Annotated in this window: 14 protein-coding genes and 1 other RNA gene; 2 read left to right on the top strand and 13 right to left on the bottom strand. The window is 39.2% G+C overall.

Annotation, left to right across the window (positions count from 1 at the left end):
• Window positions 1–170: 170 nt before the first annotated feature.
• From HT728_RS01785 to HT728_RS01745, 9 genes are all read right to left on the bottom strand, one after another.
• Window positions 171–3,086, bottom strand: a complete 2,916-nt coding sequence (locus HT728_RS01785; protein ID WP_173233455.1) for an SHIRT domain-containing protein — start codon at window positions 3,084–3,086, stop codon at window positions 171–173.
• A gap of 377 nt (window positions 3,087–3,463) precedes the next feature.
• Window positions 3,464–4,444 carry an N-acetylmuramoyl-L-alanine amidase family protein gene (locus HT728_RS01780; RefSeq protein ID WP_173233453.1) on the bottom strand — a complete coding sequence of 327 codons (981 nt, stop codon included), beginning with the start codon at window positions 4,442–4,444 and terminating at the stop codon, window positions 3,464–3,466.
• 99 nt (window positions 4,445–4,543) lie between these two features.
• The gene (locus tag HT728_RS01775) at window positions 4,544–5,233 is read right to left on the bottom strand and encodes a response regulator transcription factor (RefSeq protein WP_173233452.1); all 690 of its coding nucleotides are present in this window, start codon (window positions 5,231–5,233) and stop codon (window positions 4,544–4,546) included.
• A gap of 11 nt (window positions 5,234–5,244) precedes the next feature.
• Complete coding sequence (gene gndA / locus HT728_RS01770) at window positions 5,245–6,669, bottom strand: NADP-dependent phosphogluconate dehydrogenase (RefSeq protein WP_000158785.1); 1,425 nt, start codon at window positions 6,667–6,669, stop codon at window positions 5,245–5,247.
• A gap of 75 nt (window positions 6,670–6,744) precedes the next feature.
• On the bottom strand, window positions 6,745–8,151 hold the full coding sequence (gene mapZ, locus HT728_RS01765; RefSeq protein WP_173233450.1) for a mid-cell-anchored protein MapZ: 1,407 nt from the start codon (window positions 8,149–8,151) through the stop codon (window positions 6,745–6,747).
• A gap of 12 nt (window positions 8,152–8,163) precedes the next feature.
• Complete coding sequence (locus tag HT728_RS01760; RefSeq protein ID WP_173233448.1) at window positions 8,164–9,321, bottom strand: class I SAM-dependent RNA methyltransferase; 1,158 nt, start codon at window positions 9,319–9,321, stop codon at window positions 8,164–8,166.
• 84 nt (window positions 9,322–9,405) lie between these two features.
• Window positions 9,406–9,787: RNase P RNA component class B (rnpB, locus tag HT728_RS01755), an RNA gene on the bottom strand.
• A gap of 20 nt (window positions 9,788–9,807) precedes the next feature.
• On the bottom strand, window positions 9,808–10,149 hold the full coding sequence (gene gpsB / locus HT728_RS01750) for a cell division regulator GpsB (RefSeq protein ID WP_000200644.1): 342 nt from the start codon (window positions 10,147–10,149) through the stop codon (window positions 9,808–9,810).
• Between the two features lie 69 nt (window positions 10,150–10,218).
• A complete protein-coding gene (locus HT728_RS01745) occupies window positions 10,219–10,746 on the bottom strand; it encodes a DUF1273 domain-containing protein (protein ID WP_000179549.1) in 528 nt (175 codons plus the stop codon).
• A gap of 66 nt (window positions 10,747–10,812) precedes the next feature.
• Here HT728_RS01745 and recU point away from each other — a divergent pair, with 66 nt between their 5' ends.
• Together recU and pbp1a are read left to right on the top strand one after the other, a co-directional pair.
• On the top strand, window positions 10,813–11,409 hold the full coding sequence (recU, locus tag HT728_RS01740; protein WP_000248774.1) for a Holliday junction resolvase RecU: 597 nt from the start codon (window positions 10,813–10,815) through the stop codon (window positions 11,407–11,409).
• Window positions 11,406–13,562: a penicillin-binding protein PBP1A gene (gene pbp1a, locus HT728_RS01735; protein ID WP_001040008.1), complete on the top strand. Its 2,157-nt coding sequence runs from the start codon at window positions 11,406–11,408 to the stop codon at window positions 13,560–13,562. The genes recU and pbp1a overlap by 4 nt, the downstream gene beginning before the upstream one ends.
• Before the next feature lie 544 nt (window positions 13,563–14,106).
• On the opposite strand, the gene HT728_RS01730 is transcribed toward pbp1a, so the two are convergent.
• The 4 genes from HT728_RS01730 to HT728_RS01715 all read right to left on the bottom strand — a co-directional run bounded on the left by HT728_RS01730 (window position 14,107) and on the right by HT728_RS01715 (window position 21,905).
• Complete coding sequence (locus HT728_RS01730; RefSeq protein WP_173233446.1) at window positions 14,107–16,086, bottom strand: peptide ABC transporter substrate-binding protein; 1,980 nt, start codon at window positions 16,084–16,086, stop codon at window positions 14,107–14,109.
• A 234-nt stretch (window positions 16,087–16,320) separates the two neighbouring features.
• Window positions 16,321–17,421, bottom strand: a complete 1,101-nt coding sequence (glf, locus tag HT728_RS01725; protein ID WP_173233445.1) for a UDP-galactopyranose mutase — start codon at window positions 17,419–17,421, stop codon at window positions 16,321–16,323.
• Window positions 17,422–17,752: 331 nt separating this feature from the next.
• Window positions 17,753–19,711, bottom strand: coding sequence for a peptide ABC transporter substrate-binding protein (locus tag HT728_RS01720; protein ID WP_173233443.1), 1,959 nt, complete (start codon window positions 19,709–19,711; stop codon window positions 17,753–17,755).
• A gap of 226 nt (window positions 19,712–19,937) precedes the next feature.
• Complete coding sequence (locus HT728_RS01715; protein WP_173233441.1) at window positions 19,938–21,905, bottom strand: peptide ABC transporter substrate-binding protein; 1,968 nt, start codon at window positions 21,903–21,905, stop codon at window positions 19,938–19,940.
• Window positions 21,906–22,165 lie beyond the last annotated feature (260 nt).

The following is a 22,165-nucleotide window of genomic DNA, read 5'->3' as shown; positions in this document are numbered from 1 at the left end:
CCTTTTACTAGACGAAAAAGCCGTCTCATTTTTTCATACAAGTGTTTATTCTTTCCTATCTATTTTATTATATTTTCACAAAAAAAGCGATTGTTTCCATTCACAATCGCTTTTCCCATTATAGGGATATATTTCCATCATTTCATTATTTAAACGATTTCTAGCATATCCTATTCTTCTCGTTTTTTAGGAAATACCGTCAAAGCACCTAGGATAGATAAACCACCTAGAGCTACCAACCATTCATCTTGTTGACTACCTGTCTGAGGTAGTTCATCCCGCTTATGCACTTCAGTACTTCCTTGATTCCAATTCTCTGAAGGAGTTGGAGTTGGGGTTGGTTGCGGTTCTGGCTTAGGTTCTGGCTTAAGCTCTGGTTTTGGCTCCGGCTTAGGCTCCGGTTTTGGTTCTGGCTTAGGCTCCGGTTTTGGTTCTGGCTTAGGCTCTGGTTTCGGTTCAGGCTTAGGCTCTGGCTTAGGTTCCGGCTTCGGTGCGTTAGCTGTAAATACCCATGTTCCTATAAATTCTACATCTGCTTTATTTACTGCTTTACTTTCTGCATCGTATTTTTTAAATACCCATTTTCCATCATTTTCTGTATCAACATACTCTGTTTTTGTTGGCTGAATTGTTGTTACATTTGATTTATCTACATAACGGTTTTGGTCTGTTGGTTTATAGCCTTCTATTGCTGCTGGCAATGTCTTACCTGGTGTCCCACTTTCAAATTTGTATGTTACACCGTATTTATTAGCTTCGAATACCCATGTTCCTATAAACTCTATATCTGTTTCATTTACTGCTTTAATATCTTTATCGTAGCCTTTAAATACCCATTTACCATCCTCTGCTTCAACTTTGTACTCTGTTGTAGTTGGTTTAATCGCAACTACATTTGCTTTATCTACATAACGGTTTTGGTCTGTTGGTTTATAGCCTTCTATTGCTGCTGGTAATGCTTTACCTTCTGTTCCACTAACGAATTTGTATGTTACACCGTATTTATTAGCTTCGAATACCCATGTTCCAATGAACTCCACATCTGCTTTGTTTACTTGTTTTTTAGCTTCATCATAACCTTTGAAGACCCATTTTCCATCGTTTTCTGCATCTATATACTCTGTAGTTGTCGGTTGTGTTGGTGTTACATTCGCTTCATTTTCGTAAGTAGCTGTATCTTTTGGCTTATAGTTTTCGATTACTGCTGGTAATACTTTTCCCTCTGTTCCACTTTGGAATCGGTAGGATACATTATAAAATGTAACATAACCTAGTTCTAAAACGTTAGCTTCTACTTTGTTAATAGGTAAATTTGTAGCTGAATCCAGGCTTAACCAGCCACTACCGATTCTACCTGCACTTGGATGAACATTACCCTCAACAGAACCTGTTACTTTTAGTACTGTATTTCCATTTGTATCTGCTAACTCTTTGGCTTTATCTTGATTAATACGAACAACCATCTGATTGATTTCTTCATCACTCTTATTAGGGAATAAAGCTTTAAGTTCTGTTGATGTAAGAGATCGAAGTGTCATATTTCGCAGAATTGTTTCAGCAATAGACTTACCTTCATCCGGTTTTACTACACTCTCAGCTATACGCTCATTTCGTTCATTTTCCGATCTATTACTATCATATCCGTTTAAAGATCTAAGAATCATTCTAAATGTTATATTATGGTTACCTTTAGTTTCAACACCAAATGTGACTCTAGGGTCCGTATTACTAACGATTGAATTAAAGCTATCTTTTGTATTTCCTAAGGCTGTCCCTTCTTTTGAATACACATTTAGGATTTCCTTCGTTCCATCTTCCTTAATTCCAAGAGCATACAATGGTCTCCATGAGTAACCATTAAACTCTGCATATAATTTTTCCGGAACAACTAAATCTTTGTCTAAATTCACATTTAAGTCTACATAGGTGTAAGTTTTTTTCTTTTCATCTAATTTAAAATTATTATCCTTGTATGTGTTGGATAAAACCGGACCAACATATCCTACATGAGGATTTCTATACACAGTCATCGCTGTAGTTTTATCCATTTCAAACTCAGCTTTTAAAACCACTTCATTCACTTTTGTAGTATCATTATTGTCCGGTTTATACTCATCAATGATACGGCGGGTATTTTTTTCTTTGTCTTTTATTTCTTTATTTAAATTAGTATTAGGTAATACTTCTTCTGATTCTACATTCGTATCAATATGAACCTTATTATCATTAATGGCAAATTTATTCATTCCACCTATAATCGCAAATCCCATAGAAAATTTATCAGCAGGGAAAGGTGTATCTTGGTCATTTAGACTGGCATAAACACCATATAGCTTAGAATCAGCTGACAAGCCATTCGGAAAGGCTGTAGCTATAGTGTCTTCTGCCGAGAACAGTCTTGCACCATCTGCAATTTTCCTATTTACTGGCGGCATATCAGACCAACCAAGAAAAGTTTTTGCAGCGCCACGGAAAAGACCTGGATTAGATAAGGGACTCCCTAATTTATCTGTAGCATTCTTATATGTATTTTCAGTATCTTTTTTTTCGTGTGATTCACTTGTCCATTGACCAATAAGACTTACTTTACCATCATAATTTGCTGGTTCTGTTGCTCTTTCAAGCCCTCTAGGTTTTTCCTCATTATTTCTTGCTCCATCGCTATCCTCTGGCTTAATATCTGTTGGTACAGCTCTATCACTACCTAGCGTTGTACTAGGCACATCATTTCCATTTCTTACTTCCGCTGCACGAGGTACTCCTTGAAGAGAGTTTCCATTACTCTCAGTTGATGCAGCTGTATTTGTATTTGTATTTGTATTTTCTATTTCTGTGTCACCAGTATTAGCACCAGAAGTGCCTAGTGTGCTTGTTGTACTTGCTGAACCTGGTGTACTTGGTGGGGCTGGTGTGCCTGATACTGGTTCGTCTGCTCCTGGTCCATCCGCTTGAACAGTCGCCACACCAGTTACAAAAAATAATACGGAAGCCACTGCCACACTGGCTACTCCCAAATGATGTTTTCTAATAGAATAGCGTAAAACTTTTTTCCCGTTTTCTTCACATTTTCTTGACTTAAAGTTCATTTTCATCCTCATTTCTTTTTTACAAATGGGTACTTACACCCCCCCCTTAAATATTTAAGTATTTAAAGAAGGTTCGATTTTTAAGCCTAAAATTGTAATTATTGTGATGCTTTCAAAAAAACACTTGATATTACACTAACATTATATACCTTTTTCTAAAACATGTCATGTAAAACTGGGCAAAAACTCAATTTTGTTAAAAATAAGTAAATAAGTAAATCTTTCCACAATAAACCGCATATTATCAAGTTTTTGCCAATTTTTTGACGCCTGATAATATGCGGTTTTCTGATTTTAAAAACTTTTTATCCAGTATCACTTCGTGAAGCTGCACTCTTACTTAAAATTTATCTCAAATTACAAAATACTATCATTATTTATCGAACCCATTCACCATTATAATTGACAGAATAGCCATCTACAGTCGTATTTACTGCCAAAGTACCTGAGCTATAAGCGTAGTACCATTTGCCATTAACCTGGAACCAACCTGTCTTCATATCTCCATTACTTGCATTTAGGTAGGACCAAGTTGAACCATCTTGATACCAACCAGTTGCCATGGCTCCTGATGAACGGAGATAGTACCATTTGTTAGCAAGATTTTGCCAGCCCGTTTTCATATCACCATTTGACTGCTCTAAATAATACCAAGTTGAGCCTTCCTGATACCAGCCAGTTGCCATGGCTCCTGATGAACGGAGGTAGTACCACTTATTGCCAAGTTGTTTCCATCCAGTTTGCATGATACCAGTTTCTGGATTTAGATAGTACCAAGTTGAATTATCATTGATCCAACCTGCACGTCTTTCACCCCCAAGGTAGTCTTTCCCTGAATAACCTATTTTTGCTAAGTAATACCAGTTAGACTGATCATAAAGCCAACCTGTTTTTAAAGAATGGTCTTGATCAAAGTAATAATTTGCTAATTTAAGAACTTCTGAGCCTTCAAAGCCTTCACCATATTTTTTGCCAACATTTAACGAATCCTTAACTTCTAATTGTTTCCATCCAACAAATTCTTGTAGCACCCCATCTTGTCCAAAGTAGTACCACTTCGGTTGAAGGGCAATTTCGAAAACTGGTCGATTATCAAATAAATCATCACGATAACCTGTCCCAGGGATTTCTAAGTATTGCCAACCGACTACCATTTCTCCACTATCACCAAAATAGTAGGTTTTACCGTCTATTTTATGCCAATAGATTGCTTTATGGTCATCTTTTATATAATATTTTCTATTATCCTTATCAACAAACTGTCCACCTGTAGTATCCGCCAATACTGCACTTGTCGCTAGCAAACCAAAGAAAAAGACTGCTAATGCGATTGGCATCAATTTTTTTATTATTTTCATTAGACCTATCCTCCATAACTGATTGTAGCAAAGACCCGACTGCATGTCAATATATAGAAATCTTTCAAAAAAAGCAGTTACATAACTGCAACTGCTTTTCTATTCTTGCATGGTGTAACCAACACCACGTACTGTTTTAATGTAGCTTTTTTGACCTTTTACATCAAGCTTGCTACGTAGATAACGGATATAGACATCCACGATATTGGTCTCTGTCGCACTTTCATACTTCCAGACACTTTCCAACAACTGCTCACGAGTCAGAACTTTCTTGCTTCCCATGAGAGTAGCCAAAAGGTCATACTCACGACGGGTCAGAGCAATCATCTCCTCGCCACGATAAACGGTATGATGTTCTACATCCATACGCAGATTGCGGTAAGACGTTGGAACCTTCATCTGACTACAGTGTTGATCGATGAAGTCCCGACCTCGGAAAATCGCTGAAATACGAGCTACCAAATTGTCAATAATAACCGGCTTATAGATGTAAGAAACGGCAAAGCGTTGGATTGTCTCAATCTGATCTTGCAATTCTTCGCGATGGTCCAAGACCATGATGACTGAAGCTGGCTTAGTCTGACTCAGCTTATCTGCAAAATCCTGGGCTGTCATATCCCCCAGACGAGCATTCAATAAAATCAAGTCATAGTCTGTCTGAAGAGCCATGGAGAGGGCTTTTTGCCCCTCCTCAACCTGATCAACTCGGTATTGCTCTTTTTGGAGTTCCAAACTTAAAAAATGAGCTAGATTTCGTTCTTTCTCAAGTAATAAAATCCGTTTCCCCATGGCAGACCTACTTATTTTTCGTCATACCAAGAGTAGTGGAAGGTTCCTTCTTTGTCTTTACGTTGGTAAGTGTGGGCACCAAAGTAGTCACGTTGCGCTTGGATCAAGTTAGCTGGAAGGTCAGCTGAACGGTAGCTATCAAAGTAAGTAATAGCTGCTGAGAAAGTTGGGACTGGTACACCAGCTTGAACAGCAAGAGCTACGATATCACGCACTGCTTGTTGATACTTAGCAGTAACATCCAAGAAGTACTCATCCAAAAGAAGGTTGGCAAGGTCTGCATCACGGTTGTAAGCATCTGTAATCTTTTGCAAGAAACGAGAACGGATGATACAGCCATCACGCCAGATAGATGCGATGTCTGCAAATGGCAAGTTCCAGTTGTTTTCTTTAGAAGCTACACGCAATTGAGCAAAACCTTGTGCGTATGAAATGATTTTTGAGAAGTAAAGGGCTTGACGAATCTTTTCAATCAACTCAGCCTTGTCTCCTTCAAATTTGAAGTCAGCTGGTTTTGGAAGAACCTTGCTAGCATGTACACGTTCTTCTTTGTAAGTAGAAATGTAACGTGCAAATACTGACTCAGTGATTAGTGACAATGGCACACCAAGGTCAAGTGATGATTGACTAGTCCATTTACCAGTTCCCTTGTTACCTGCGGCATCAAGGATGTAGTCTACGATTGGTCCATCTTGACCTTCGTCGTCTTTACGGCTCAAGATATCAGCTGTGATTTCAATCAAGTAGCTGTCCAATTCACCCTTGTTCCACTCAGTAAAGATTTCAGCCATGTCTTCTGCAGAAAGGCCTAACAAGTGTTGCATCAAGTCATAGCTTTCTGCGATCAATTGCATATCACCGTACTCGATACCGTTGTGAACCATTTTCACATAGTGACCAGCTCCATCAGGACCGATGTAAGTCACACATGGTTTGCCATCTTCTGGTGCTTTAGCTGAGATTTCTTCAAGAACATCCGCAACCAATTCGTAGGCCTCTTTTTGTCCACCAGGCATGATAGAAGGACCTTCAAGGGCACCTTTTTCACCACCAGAAACCCCAGTACCGATAAAGTTGATACCTGAGTTTGCCAATTCTTCATTACGACGGATTGTATCTTTGTAGAAAGTGTTTCCACCGTCAATCAAGATATCACCCTTGTCAAGGTGTGGAAGAAGGGCTTGGATAGTAGCATCCGTACCAGGTCCAGCTTGAACCATGAGCATGATACGACGAGGTTTTTCGATTGAGTTTACAAAACTTTCAACGTCATAGCTTGGTACAAAGTTCTTTTCAGGATGGCAAGCAATTACATCTTCAGTTTTTTCTTTACTACGGTTGTAGATAGCAACTGTGTAACCACGAGATTCAATATTAAGGGCAAGGTTACGACCCATTACGGCCATACCTACGACACCAAAGTTAGCTTTTGTCATTTGACACTCCTCTTGTTTGATTTGTTTTATTTTATCATTTTTACTTTTGAAAAGAAAGAATTTTGTAACGACTACTTAGAAGTCCAAGTCATCCGCATGACCAGCGCCATTTCCGACAAAGTAGCCTGTCTTACAGTTAAGGGTAAAGAGATAGGTTCCATCTGGCTTGTAGAGATTATAATAACCATTGCCGTTAACGATATTGACACGTTCAAGGATATATTGGTCTCCAGTGATATAGCCACGTGAACGTGAAGTCGCTAGAATTTGTTCCAAGACACCATCCGCAAAATCCCAAGCAGAGTTGTTACTATCATCAATAGCAGACTGATTATAGGCAACACGACTGGCACTTCTTTGAACAGCAACCCCTGCACTCGAGAGACCCATATTGACTTCACTGCGACTACTTCTAGTCTCATTTGAGGTAGCATTTGAACTACTTGGGCTTGTCTCACTGGTCGTATTTGAGCTTGCTTGACTAGAGCTTGAGCTACTAGTTTGACTTGAACTTGAGCTAGAAGTACTTGTTTGCTGGCTCTTACCAAGGCTGATAGCCTTATCTAGCACTTTATCAAGCTCCGTATTTCCAGTTTTAATATCTGTAAATTTAGCATCCGATTTGGCTTTAGCATTGGTATCCAAAACACCATCAACAATAGCTGGTTTTTCAAATTGTGCATTGACATCTTGAATAGCCTTGATTTGCGTTGCTAGACTATCATATTTAGATTTGGCAAGCGTATGTTCACGACTCCCTTCCAGCTTATCAAGTAAAGTCTTGAGTTGACTCAGTTTATCAAACTGGCTATTTTTCAAAGCCGTTTTATTGCTGTCTGTATAGAAAGCGTCATAAAGTGTATTAAAATCATCCACATCTGATTGATTGGCTGTAGTTGATTGAGAAGTTTCAATTTCCTTGGTCGAGCGATTCACTTGACGGTAGACATAATAAGCACTGACACAGATAATTACTGATACAAGCGCTAAGACAGTCAAAATAAAGCCTTTTTTGCTTTTCTTTTCTGAGTCTTCTTGTTCCAGACGAGAAAGGTTTTGCTCCTCTTCCACTTCTTCAGTCATTTCTGTTGGATTTTCATCCTCTAGCAATAGAGGATCCAAGCCTTGCTCCTCATCGTCCAGAGGTAAGGGAGGTAAGATGTCTTCAGAAGATGGAACTTCCTCCGAAGAAGCTTCTGACTCTTCTACAGCTTCACGCATCTCTTGAATTAAATCATCCAGACTCTGAGTTTCAACTAACTCCTCTTTTTTGTATTGGCGAGTCGCAAACTTATCTGCTTCGATTTCATCTTTGTGTTGTTTAACATACTTGTCCAAAATGGAATCCTCAGGCAAGACTCCTGCTTCCACTTCTTCATTTTTACGAATAGCTTGACCAACTGTTAGCTCTTTTGCTTCATCAAAATCAAATTGCGGTTCTTGACCTTCTTTTTTATGACGATTTCGTCTTTTTTTACTCATGAGTATCCCTTTCTATTTTACCTCTTGCCGTTTAACACGCTGACCAAAATATTGATACAGATCCACTTTCAAGGTTCCGTTGTATAACTTACGCTTCTTATCTGCTTGGCTACCATACTTGCTTTCAAAGGCTTCATCACTAGTTAGGATAAATTTGCTCCAAGTTTTCAGTGGTGCAAATACTTGACCCATCTCAGCATAAAGCTTGGTCACCCCTGCATCATCTGATAAACGTTCTCCATAAGGCGGATTGGAGATAATCACGCCATTGATTTTATCGGAACGCAAATCCTGCACGCGCATCTGTTTAAAAGTAATGTCTCCTGCAACACCAGCTGCCTGAGCATTAGCTTTAGCAATTTCTACCATACGTGCATCGATATCACAGCCCATAATATCCAGTTCCAGCTCACGGTCTACTTTTTTAGCCGCTTCTGTACGCACTTCTTGAATCAAGCGGTCGCTGACCCAGTTCCATTCCTCAAATGCAAAAGAGCGACGAAGTCCTGGTGCCATCTTTCGAGCAATCATGACTGCCTCGATACAGAAAGTCCCCGAACCACAGGTCGGATCAATCAAAGGCTTGTCTGGATACCAGTTAGAGAGTTGCAAAATGGCTGCTGCCATGTTTTCCTTGATAGGAGCGCCGCCTTTTTCGGTACGATAACCACGTTTAAAGAGACTGGAGCCTGTCGTATCAATCATGACAGTTGCCACATCTTTGAGAATAGAGACCTCAATCTTAAACTCTGGGCCATTCTCCATCAGAGGAACCCCTTCTGGGCGAGCATAGTGTTTCTGCAATTTCTTAACAACAGCTTTCTTAGAAATAGCCTGAACACTGGGTTCATTATGTAGTTTAGATTTAACACATTTGGCTTTTGAAATCGGGAACCGAGCTCCGAGTGGTAAATAATTTTCCCAATCTAAAGCGAAAACTCCCTGAAACAGCTCTTCAAAAGTCTTAGCCGGGAACGTTCCTACGATAATCTTGATACGGTCTGCTGCCCGAAGCCAGAGGTTGGTTTCGATAATGGCTCTCACGTCTTCTTGAAAACGAACACGTCCATTTTCAACCTGACAATCGTAGCCCAGCTCTCGCACTTCTCGTCCTACAACAGCTTCAAGCCCTGCTGCCACAGTTGCAATTAAATTAAATTCTTTTTTCATGTTACAGTCTTGCAAGACCTTTCTATATGTCCACTTTAAAAAATGAGGTTGAGAAAATTTCTCAGCCCCAACCTATATGCAATTTTTTATAAGCCATGTTTTGTTCCAGAAGTGACTAGGACCACTTCCTTCGATAATCATCTGTCTACCACTAACAGCTTACAGCTGATAGCAGTCAGAATACTACGTTCGTTTCCGCGTACTCCATGCCCCGACCAAAATTTGGGTTGCTAGCTTGAGGGGTTTACCGCGTTCCACTCTCTCTGTTTCCAGAAAGACTCCGTCACTGTGGCACTTTCAAGCCTACTCTGACCTATCCAAGGACTTAGCCATTTCAACTGCCGTAACGATTTCTCGTCCCTAGGCTTATGGTTTCGCCTAGCACAAACACTACAGGCATCACAGCCTGTGCTAGCATGGACTTTCCTCATGAGAAGCAATTCTCCTCACGCGATTATCCAAAAATTGCATGTAACAAGACCTGAATTACAAATCAGTATTGTCTAAAATTTGTTTACCGAATACTTCTTTTTCAAGACGATTCAAGCGTTTCAAAATATCAAAATTCGTCATAGAAGATGAAGCTGCCACATCAATTGGATCTGGGTGACTAGGACTTGGAGCCGAACTCACTTGCGGTTTACGAGTTAGTTCTTCCTTCAAATCCGCAATCTCCTGACGAAGTGACTTGACCAAGGCAGCATAGGTTTCATAGTCCTTGATGACATCGTCTAAAAACTCATCAACTTCTACCTTGCTATACCCACGAACTTCACGTCCAAACTCTTGTTCAAAAATATCTTTTGCTGAAAAAATAATACTTGTCATGTCTCTCTCCATTCTCGCTTGCTAGTATTATTATATAAAAAAAGGCAAACAAAAATCAAGGTCAAAGCTTCAATTTTCGGAAAAATTTTCAGCAAGTTCATTTAATTGATCAAATGTTAATCTCTTTATAAAATAGTCCTCTTGATTTTTCATCTTTTGGTAAAAATAAGCTAGTTTCGTCTCATTTTCTTCATCATAAAAAAGATAGGAACTAGTCGTGTTTTCCAGCAAAAACTGCTGGTAATCTCTTAACTGCCCCTTGTGCTCATAGCGAGGATAAGCATATTTGACAAAGTCTACCTGCTTAAAACGACTCAGTTTCATCTGATTGCCTTCATTCCAATTTTCCCCATGGGTTTCAAAAGCAAAAATGGTGGCCAACTGGAAACCGTACTCGGTTTTCATCTCCTGAGCAACCTCTAAAACCCAATATTCAAAACCCAAACTTCCTGTAAACACAAGCCAAGACACCCCATCTGCTGCCATAGCCTCTAAATCTTTACGTATTGCTTTTTTTATCAATTTAAGACGAGGATCCTTATCAGAAAACAAACCCAAATCAAAAGCAGAATAGCCCAAAACCAAAGCTGTAGCCATTTTTAACCCTTTCTGTGCAAATTTATGGTATAATAGAGTGATGTTATTGTACCAATAAGGAGAATTATGGTCAACTATCCACATAAACTTTCATCACAAAAAAGACAACCATCTCTTTCTCAACCCAAAAATTTCGCAAATCGAGGAATGTCTTTTGAAAAGATGATCAATGCTACCAACGACTACTATTTGTCTCAGGGCTTGGCTGTTATACACAAGAAACCAACCCCTATTCAAATCGTACGAGTGGACTATCCACAACGAAGTCGTGCCAAGATTGTTGAAGCCTATTTTCGACAAGCTTCAACGACGGACTATTCTGGCGTTTATAATGGATATTACATCGACTTTGAAGCCAAGGAAACAAAACAAAAACGTGCGATTCCGATGAAAAATTTTCATCCACATCAGATTCAGCATATGGAACAAGTCCTTGCCCAACAAGGAATCTGCTTTGTCCTTCTTCACTTTTCTTCTCAGCAAGAAACCTACTTATTGCCGGCATTCGATTTGATTCGCTTCTATCATCAAGATAAGGGACAAAAATCAATGCCACTTGGATATATTCGAGAATATGGATATGAAATCAAGGCTGGTGCCTTCCCTCAAATTCCTTATCTCAATGTTATCAAAGAACATTTATTAGGTGGTAAAACAAGATGAACAAACCAACGATTCTGCGCCTAATCAAGTATCTGAGCATTAGCTTCTTAAGCTTGGTTATCGCAGCCATTGTCTTAGGCGGAGGAGTTTTTTTCTACTACGTTAGCAAGGCTCCTAGCCTATCCGAGAGTAAACTAGTTGCAACAACCTCTAGTAAAATCTACGACAATAAAAATCAACTCATTGCTGACTTGGGTTCTGAACGCCGCGTCAATGCCCAAGCTAATGATATTCCCACAGATTTGGTTAAGGCAATCGTTTCTATCGAAGACCATCGCTTCTTCGACCACAGGGGGATTGATACCATCCGTATCCTGGGAGCTTTCTTGCGCAATCTGCAAAGCAATTCCCTCCAAGGTGGATCAACTCTCACCCAACAGTTGATTAAGTTGACTTACTTTTCAACCTCGACTTCCGACCAGACTATTTCTCGTAAGGCTCAGGAAGCTTGGTTAGCGATTCAGTTAGAACAAAAAGCAACCAAGCAAGAAATCTTGACCTACTATATAAATAAGGTCTACATGTCTAATGGCAACTATGGAATGCAGACAGCAGCTCAAAACTACTATGGTAAAGACCTCAATAATTTAAGTTTACCTCAGTTAGCCTTGCTGGCTGGAATGCCTCAGGCACCAAACCAATATGACCCCTATTCACATCCAGAAGCAGCCCAAGACCGCCGAAACTTGGTCTTATCTGAAATGAAAAATCAAGGTTACATCTCTGCTGAACAGTATGAGAAAGCAGTCAATACACCAATTACTGATGGACTACAAAGTCTCAAATCAGCAAGTAATTACCCTGCTTACATGGATAATTACCTCAAGGAAGTCATCAATCAAGTTGAAGAAGAAACAGGATATAACCTGCTCACAACTGGGATGGATGTCTACACAAATGTAGACCAAGAAGCTCAAAAACATCTGTGGGATATTTACAATACAGACGAATACGTTGCCTATCCAGACGATGAATTGCAAGTCGCTTCTACCATTGTTGATGTTTCTAACGGTAAAGTCATTGCCCAGCTAGGAGCACGCCATCAGTCAAGTAATGTTTCCTTCGGAATTAACCAAGCAGTGGAAACAAACCGCGACTGGGGATCAACTATGAAACCGATCACAGACTATGCTCCTGCCTTGGAATACGGTGTCTACGATTCAACTGCTACTATCGTTCACGATGAGCCCTATAACTATCCTGGGACAGATACCCCTGTTTATAACTGGGATAGGGGCTACTTTGGCAATATCACCTTGCAATACGCCCTGCAACAATCGCGAAACGTCCCAGCCGTGGAAACGCTAAACAAGGTCGGACTCAACCGTGCCAAGACTTTCCTAAATGGTCTCGGAATCGACTACCCAAGTCTTCACTACTCAAATGCCATTTCAAGTAACACAACCGAGTCAGACAAAAAATATGGAGCAAGTAGTGAAAAGATGGCTGCTGCTTACGCTGCCTTTGCAAATGGTGGAACTTACTATAAACCAATGTATATCCATAAAGTCGTCTTTAGTGATGGGAGTGAAAAAGAGTTCTCTAATGTCGGAACTCGTGCCATGAAGGAAACGACAGCCTATATGATGACCGACATGATGAAAACTGTCTTAGTATACGGAATCGGACGTGGAGCCTACCTACCTTGGCTTCCACAAGCAGGTAAAACAGGTACTTCTAACTATACTGACGAAGAAATTGAAAAGTATATCAAGAACACTGGTTACGTAGCTCCAGATGAAATGTTTGTAGGGTATACCCGCAAATATGCAATGGCTGTATGGACAGGCTATTCTAACCGTCTGACACCACTTGTAGGCGATGGCCTTACGGTCGCTGCTAAAGTTTACCGCTCTATGATGACCTACCTGTCTGAAGGAAGCAATCCAGAGGACTGGAATATGCCAGATGGCATCTATCGAAATGGGCAGTTTGTTTTCCAAAATGGAGCAAGACCGACTTGGACTGAAACGACATCCCAATCATCTTCAACCGAAAGCTCATCAACAAGTGCAGAAAGCTCTACTAGTCAAGCACCAGTAACAAGTCCTGATGCTAGTACTAATGGTCAAAATCAAGCACCAAATGCACCAGGAGCCAATCAAAATCCAGCTCCACAGACTCCTCAAGTCCAACAACAACCACAACAGTAAGATGAAGAAAATCCTGAGAACTCTAAACTCAGGATTTTTTCATTTTCAAAATAAAATACAGAAATCAAGTAAAGTAGATTGAAATATAGTGAAGTGAAATAAAAACAGGACAAATCAATCAGTATAGTCAAATCAATTTCTAACAATGTTTTAGAAATCAAGATGTACTAATCTAGCTTCAATCTACTATAAAAACTAAGCAAATTGATTAGAAAATTCAAATCATACTCAATGAAAAGCAAAAAGCAAACTAGGAAGCTAGCTGCATCTTGCTCAAAACACTGTTCTGAGATTGCAGATGGACGCTGACGTGGTTTGAAGAGATTTTCTAAGAGTATCAATTTCTAAAAATATTTTATGAGCTACAATATGCCGGTCTCGATTCAATACACTGTAATATTTGAAACAAGAGTGTACCGGTTCAGTGTCAACCAGCTATAGTCTACCATTCCTCATTTCACAATAAAACGCATACTATCAAGGCTTCATCACCTGACAATATGCGTTTTTCTTTTAAGGACTTTTTGCTCAGTCTCTTTTTATCTTATTTCACATGTTTTGCGAGTTCTTCTTGCGCTTTTTTATTGGATTCTGCTTTTTCTTTCATCCATTTATCTTGAGCTTTTTGATATTCATCTGCTGTGACTGCCTTGTCTTGAAGTTCAAGGTATTTATACAAGACTGGGTCACTTGTACCTTTATTTCCTGACAATGCAAATGGTATTGTAAATGGTACCATCTTAGACAAGATTGGACGACCAGTTTTAGAAGTTGTTGGGATGATCAAAGCACTGTCGGTCAACCAAGCTTGGGCTGCAGCGTATTTATCATATCGTTTAGCAACATCTATAGTCTCATCACCAGCCTCAGTAACCAATTTTTCGTAGTCATATAGACCTACTTTTTTAGCAGCTACATTATCTTCCCCTGAGTCAAATCCTAAATATGTTTTAGTGCTTTCTCCTACAGATGGTTTGATAATATCAAGGTAGGTTGATGGATCGGCAAAGTCTGGACCCCAACCGACATTATCTGATAAATCCCAGTCTTCGCCAGCAGCATTTTCGGCAAATAGAGTTACATTAAGCAATTCATCTTTTTGCAATTGTTGGATATCAATAATGACATTATCAGTTCCTAAAGTTGCTTCCAAGGATTGTTTCATAGATTGGACACGTTGAACTTTTGTAGTTGCTGTCTGGTCAACTGGCATATCCAAATGAATTGGGAAAGTCACACCTTCTGCTTGTAAAGCTGATTTAGCTTTAGCAAATTCAGCCTTGGCTTTTTCTGGATTGTAGAGACCATCTTGTGAATCGGCCAGATTAACATCCTTCCATTCATCCCCATAGGTTACTAATTTTTCTTTGACCATATCGCCAAAGTTTTTCCCATCTGCTTGAACAAATGTTGGTGGCACAAAGAGATTACGCAAGATTTTGCTTGCTCCAGTTTCTCCATTCAACTGAGAGGCATAAGCTGTACGGTCAAATCCAAAGGCAATAGCCTGACGGAAATCCTTGTTTAAGAGCGCCTTTTTAGTAGATGTCTTTTGTTCTTCGCTAGTCTTAGATGTGTGTTTATAAGATTGACGGTCAATATTTGTTCCTACTAGATAAGTCGTAGAGTCTTGTTGCGTATAGACGATATTGTCTTTCATACTCTTCTCAAGCTCTGCGAAACTTGCACTTGTTGGATAAAGACGAGCTGCTGTAAGGCTACCATCTTTAAAGTTTTCTGCTGGTTTGCTGGTATCTTGCCCATCCCAGAATGACAATTTGACCTTGTCAATATGCACATTGTCCTTATCCCAATAGTTCGGATTTTTCGCAAATTCAACAGAGGATTTGGTCACAATGGATTTCAACAAATAAGGGCCGTTATACAAGAGACTACTTGGATCCGTCGCTTTGGCAAAATCATCCCCTTTTGAGTTCAAAAACTCTTCATTGACTGGCGCAAGCACACCCATGGTTGTTTTTGAGTTCCAAAAAGTTTCAGGTTTGTTCAAGGTGTATTGGATTGTTTGGTCGTCAAGCGCTTTAATCCCGACTTGAGCAAAGTCTGTGATTTCACCTTTGGCATAGGCATCCAGACCTTTGATTGAATCCTGTACCAAGTAAAGGGCTTCTGCTTTCTTATCTGTTGCATATTTAAGTCCTGTTACAAAGTCCTGAGCCTTAACAGGAGCATACTCTTCTCCCTCAGATGTATACCACTTGGCATCCTGACGAATCTTATAAGTATAAGTCAAGCCATCCTTAGAGACAGACCAGTCTTCTGCCAATGAAGGAACAAGGTTCCCGTATTTATCATTTTCAAGCAATCCATCAATCACATTACTAGTAATCTCAGAAGTTGCTGCCTTACCAGTTGTCAAATAGTTGAGATTATCCGGATGTGTCTCGTAGGTAAATGCAAAGGTTTTTTCACCTTGAGCGCCTGAACCCCCAGAACAAGCAGCTAAAACACCAGCTGCTAATAAGGTTACTCCCGCAAGAGCCAATACTTTTCTTGTTTTCATAGTATTCTCCTTTGTTTTTTTATTCATTATAGACTCTTTTTCAAGTCCTGTCAATAGAATTTTCTGAATTTTAAGAGTTATTTGTTATATTTGATATATTCTGAAAAATAAAATTGTTCATTTAGGCCAAAAAAGCCAACATAGGTTCTCTTCTGATAAACAGAAAAGAATCTTGTTGACCTTACTTCTAAAAATCTTAAGTAGCAAAGATTCTAAAATGACAGAATCCTTGCATTATTGTCCCAACTCTTCCTCGACCACTTCCAAAGCCCGTTCGATGACCACATGCATGTCATAGTATTTATAATCAGCCAAACGTCCACAGAAAATGACCTTATCATTCTGTGCTGCTTCTTCTTGATATTTAGCAAACAGGACATTGTTTCTCTCATCATTGATTGGATAATAAGGCTCATCTCCTCGTTTCCAATCAGCTGGGTATTCACGAGTAATAACCGTTTTAGCTTGTGTTCCGTACTCAAAATGTTTATGCTCAATAATGCGAGTATAAGGAATTTCTCGTTCTGTGTAGTTCACTACAGCATTTCCTTGATAGTTTTCTTCATCTAAAACTTCATGCTCAAAACGAAGACTACGGTATTCTAACTCACCATGTTTATAATCGAAGTATTGGTCAATCATCCCCGTAAAGACAAGCTTTTCAGCTGAAGCTTCTAGTTCTTGACGATTGGCAAAAAAGTCAAGGCCAAGTTCTATTTCTACATCCTTGAGCATATTTTCGATGATAACGTTATACCCCCCAATTGGAATCCCTTGGTAACGGTCATTAAAGTAGTTATTATCAAAAGTCAAACGAACTGGTAGACGTTTGATGATAAAGGGTGGAAGGTCAGTCGCAGAACGTCCCCATTGCTTTTCAGTGTATCCTTTAATCAACTTTTCATAAATATCTGGACCGATCAACTTGATAGCCTGTTCTTCCAAGTTTTTAGGTTCAACGTCCTTCATGTGAGCCGTTTGCTCAGCAATCTTATCTTTGACTTCTTGAGGAGTTTTTGTCCCCCACATAGCATAGAAAGTATTCATATTGAAAGGTAGATTATAAAGGCTACCCTTGTAATTAGCTACAGGCGAGTTGATGTAGTTGTTAAATTCAGCAAATTGATTAACATAATCCCACACTTTTTTATTAGAAGTATGGAAGATATGGGCACCATATTTATGAACATTAACCCCTTCTACACTCTCACAATAGATATTCCCACCAATGTGGTCACGTTTATCAATAACTTTTACTTTTTTTCCACGCTTAGTCGCCTCATAAGCAAAAATTGCTCCCGACAAACCAGCGCCAACGATTAGATAATCGTACATAGTCTCTTCCTTGTCATTTATCTTTACATCTCCTTAACTATAGTAAAAGAGAGAATCTTATACTCTTCGAAAATCTCTTCAAACCATGTCAGCGTCCATCTGCAACCTCAAAACAGTATTTTGAGCTGACTTCGTCAGTTCTATCTACCACCTCAAAGCTGTACTTTGAGCTAACTTCCCAGTTACTCTTTGATTTTTATTGAGTATTCGTTTCAATCTATTTTAGCACAAAACAAATCATTTCTCAGTTTTCAATAGCCGAGTGATTTAAAAAGACAAGCACCAAAACTGATGTTTGTCTTTATAATTCTCCTTAAAAAGCTATTTCCCATTATTTAACATGATTTTCTGCTTCTTTTTGGGCTTTTTCGATAGCTTTTTTGCTTTCTTGCTCCCATTTAGTCTTAGCTTCTTCAAACTGTTTGGTCGTCACAGTGTCTTTTTGCAGTTTCATGTACTTGTAGTTATTGCCATCACCCTTGATACCAACCAATGAATAGCCTCTTGTAAATGGCGTTACTTTGGTTACAGATGCTGTTCCACCACTTGACATAGCTGACATAATCAGAGAATTGTCAATCATCCAAGCCTGTGCTTCAGCATATTTTTCATAGCGTTTGGCTACATCTTTATTTTCACTATCTGCATCTTTGAGCATCTTAGTGTAGGTATCAAGACCTAGACTAGTGATTTTTTCCTTATCTTCCTTGGCATCTAGTCCAAAAATCTTAAGGTAGAATCCATCCTCTGCATTGAAAGGATTGAGATAAGTTGATGGATCCTGATAGTCACCCACCCAACCATCAAAGTTCAAATCGTAGTCACGATCAGCTGCTGTCGGTGCTAAGAAGGCTATATTATTAAAATCATCTGTTGAAAGTTGCTGAACATCAATGACAATGTTATCAGCACCTAAAACTGACTCAAGGGTCTGCTTAACTGAGTTCATACCTGTCACGGCATTTTTACTTGTCTGATCAACCGCCACATCCAAGTGAATTGGGAAGGCCACACCTTGACTTGTCAATTCTTTTTTAGCTTCCGCAAATTTTGCTTGGGCTTTTTCTTTGTTGAAATAGGCATCCTGAGCATCTGCCAAGTTAATACCTGACCATTCTGTACCATAGTTGACCAATTTAGAAGCGACTACTTCTCCAAAGGTCTTGTCTCCAACTTGGACAAATGTAGGAGGAACCAAGGTGTTACGAAGGGTCTTGCTAGCCGCCTCTTCCCCATTTGACTGGGCAGAATAGGCTGTGCGGTCCAAGGCGAAGTTCACTGCTTGGCGGAACTTCTTGTTCAAGACAGCTGTCTCAGTTGACTTCTTCTGCTCATCTGTCGTTTTAGCAGTGTGATTGTAGGCCTTACGGTTGACGTTGAAATTGAAATACCAAGAAGTCTTGTCCTGCAAGCTATAGACGATATTATCCTTATATTTCTCCTTGGTCTTGGCGAAGTTAGAACTATTTGGATAAACCCCAGCGATTGAATAAGCGCCACTTTCAAAGTTACGGATGGTCAATTCTTGGTCTGAGCCATCAAAATAAGCCAATTTCACATGTTCAATTGATACTTTGTCATGATCATAGTAATGCGGGTTCTTCACATACTCGATCGATGATTTTGATGTGAAATCTTTTAACAAATAAGGTCCGCTGTAGAGAATGCTATCTGGAGATAGGGTCCCAAAATCTTTGCCTTTTGAGTTTAGAAACTCTTCGTTTACTGGGAAAAGAATACTATTGGTTGTTTTTGAGTTCCAGTAAGGTTCTGGGCGTGCCAAAGTATACTCAACAGTCTGGTCGTCAATGACCTTCACCCCAACCTTAGAAAAGTCAGAATCTGCTCCTGTAATATAATCATTCAAGCCCTTGATCGAGTTTTGAACCAAGTCAATGGCCTGTGATTTATTATCCACTGCATACTTAATACCTGTCACAAAATCTTGTGCCTTGACTGGGGCATACTCTTCACCGTCAGCTGTGAACCATTTGGCATCTTTTCTCAATTTGTAGGTATAAGTCAGACCGTCGCTCGAAACAGACCAGTCTTCTGCCAAAGATGGAACTAGGTTTCCATGGTTGTCATTTTCAAGCAAACCATCAACTAGGTTGGTAATGATAGCCGTATTATCAGCGTAGTAGTCTAATAGATAGTTAAATGTAGTTGGATTTCCACTAAAGGTTGATGAGTAAGTTTTTGTATCTGAACCTGATTGTCCGCAAGCAGCTAAAAGCAAAGCAGCCGCAACAGTCAGGCCTGCACTAAGGACACGCTTTTTTGTAGTCATCTTCTTTCTCCTTTATGTTAGTTTTTATAACATAAGTTTATTTTACCAAAATAGTGGGAATTTGTAAAGTTAATTGAATTTTGAGAATGAAAGTTTATAAATCTTAGCCATAAAAAAACAAAGGATTTCTGTCTTTCATACAGTCCTCCCTTGTTTTTATACGATTTATCATTTAAATATCAATAAATTAACTGATAACCTAACGAAAGCAAGATTCTCATTCACATTATTTTATGTTCTTTTCTAAATCCTTTTGATACTGAGCATTCGATTCCAGTTTTTCCTTTTGCCACTTTTTGAAGGCCGCATCATACTCTTTAGTTGTTACAATATCATTTTGAAGTTCCATTCCTTTAAAAATAAATGGATCCCCCTTAATACCAACCTGTGAATAAGCTTTGGTAAATGGAACAGTACGACTAACCATAGGAGAGCCCCCTGAAGAAGCAACTGGAATAAGAAGTGAACTATCAGTAACCCAAGCCTGTGCTTTGGCATACTTTTCGTATCGTTTATCAAGATTACTTGTCTCAGAAGCCGCATCATCCAAGAGCTTCTTGTATTCATCCAAGCCAACTTTCGCCACAACTTCAGGATCCTTGCCCTTTATTATACCTAGATGTTTCAAGGCAGAACCCTTCTTAGCATCTAAAATATTGAGATAGGTTGCTGGATCTTGGTAATCTGGTCCCCAACCTGTTCCGTTCAAATCATAATCTTTTTGGGTTGGAACTTTAGCTTGAGAAGTAATACTTTCCTTCTCATTATCTGTCATTTGAAGAACATCTACAATGACATTCTCCGTTCCAAGCGTTTCTTCAATTGATTGTTTTAGCGAATTGGTTTGTTGAACCGCAACTACATCTGTCTGTTCTACTGGCACATCCAGATGAATCGGGAAACTCACTCCCTTAGCTTGCAATTCTGACTTCGCTTTTTCAAATGCAGACTTGGCCTTTGTTGGATTGTAAATTGTATCCTTACCATCTGTGAGAGTCACATCTTTCCACTGTTCTCCATATTTCAGTAGTTCATCCTGAGCCAGCTGTCCGAAGGTCTTCCCAGCTACTTGAACGTAATTATCTGGCACTAGACTATTACGAATAATCTTATCTGCACCCTCTTCACCGTTTAATTGGGCCGTATAGGCGTGGCGATTAAATGCAAAATTAAGAGCCTGACGGAAGTTCTTATTGAGAAGAGCTTCTTTTGTTGATGTTTTTTGTGACTCATCTGTTTTAGCTGTTTTATTGTAAGACTGGCGGTTTACGTTCACAGTGAGGTAGTAGCTTGTTGCCTCTTGTGGACTATAGACAATCTTATCTCCGTACTCTTTCTTAGTTGACTCAAAGTTTGAGCTTGCTGGAAAAAGACGTGCAGTGGTATAGGCACCTTGTGTAAAGCTACGAATTAAGGATTCTTGATCTGAACCATCATAGAATGTCAATTTAACATTATCAATTTTGACATTGTCCTTATCCCAATAGTTAGGATTTTTTTCATATTCAATCACAGATTTAGAAATCAAAGATTTCAAAAAATATGGACCATTGTAAAGAATACTTGATGGAGTTGGCGCTCCGTACTCCTTGCCTGTTGCATTCAAAAATTCTTCATTTACAGGAAGCATGGTTGCTGTTGTTACTTTAGAGTTCCAAAAACTTTCTGGTTGATTAAGGGTATATTCTACCGTATAATCATCAAGAGCCTTCACACCTACAGTTGAGAAATCGTTTGTCTCACCACTAACATAAGCCTCCAATCCTTTGATAGATTTCTCGACCAAAGAAAGACCATCAGACTTTCCATCTGCTGCATGTTTCAGACCTGTAACAAAATCCTGAGCTTTAACTTCCGCATACTCTTCTCCTTCTGAAGTATACCACTTCACACCTTTACGAAGTTTGTAGGTATAAGTCAAGCCATCTTTAGAAACTGACCAATCCTCTGCTAGAGAAGGAATGAGATTCCCATATTTATCATTCTCTAAAAGACCGTCGACGACATTACCTATTACGTCAGAAGTTGAACTTTTACTTGTAAGGCTATAATCCAAGGATGATGGATCAACTGCATAAACATAAGAGAATGTTTTGGGAGCATCTGCATTCTTTTCACTTTTCCCACAAGCTGTTAAAAGAATGGCTGTGCTCAAGGTCACTCCTGCTCCTAAGAGCCACTTTTTCGATTGCATAAATAATCTCCTTCAAAATAGTATTTTCACTATTATACCCTATTTTTTTATAAATGCAAGACTTCTTGTAGAATTTGTTAGAAAATTCTAACAAATGTTTTTAAAAGAGTTTTTACACAACTTTTAGCAAAAAGAGGCTGGGAAAAAAGTCTTTAAAACAAAAAACGCATAATATCAGGTCTTGAAAAAACTTGGTACTATGCATTTTATTGTGGAAAGATTTACTTCATTTTCTCCTGAAGTCGAGTTTTTGCCCAATC

Source organism: Streptococcus sp. 544, assembly GCF_013277385.1.
GTDB classification, from domain to species: Bacteria; Bacillota; Bacilli; order Lactobacillales; family Streptococcaceae; genus Streptococcus; species Streptococcus mitis_BA.
This window is presented reverse-complemented; position numbering and strand designations above follow the sequence as displayed.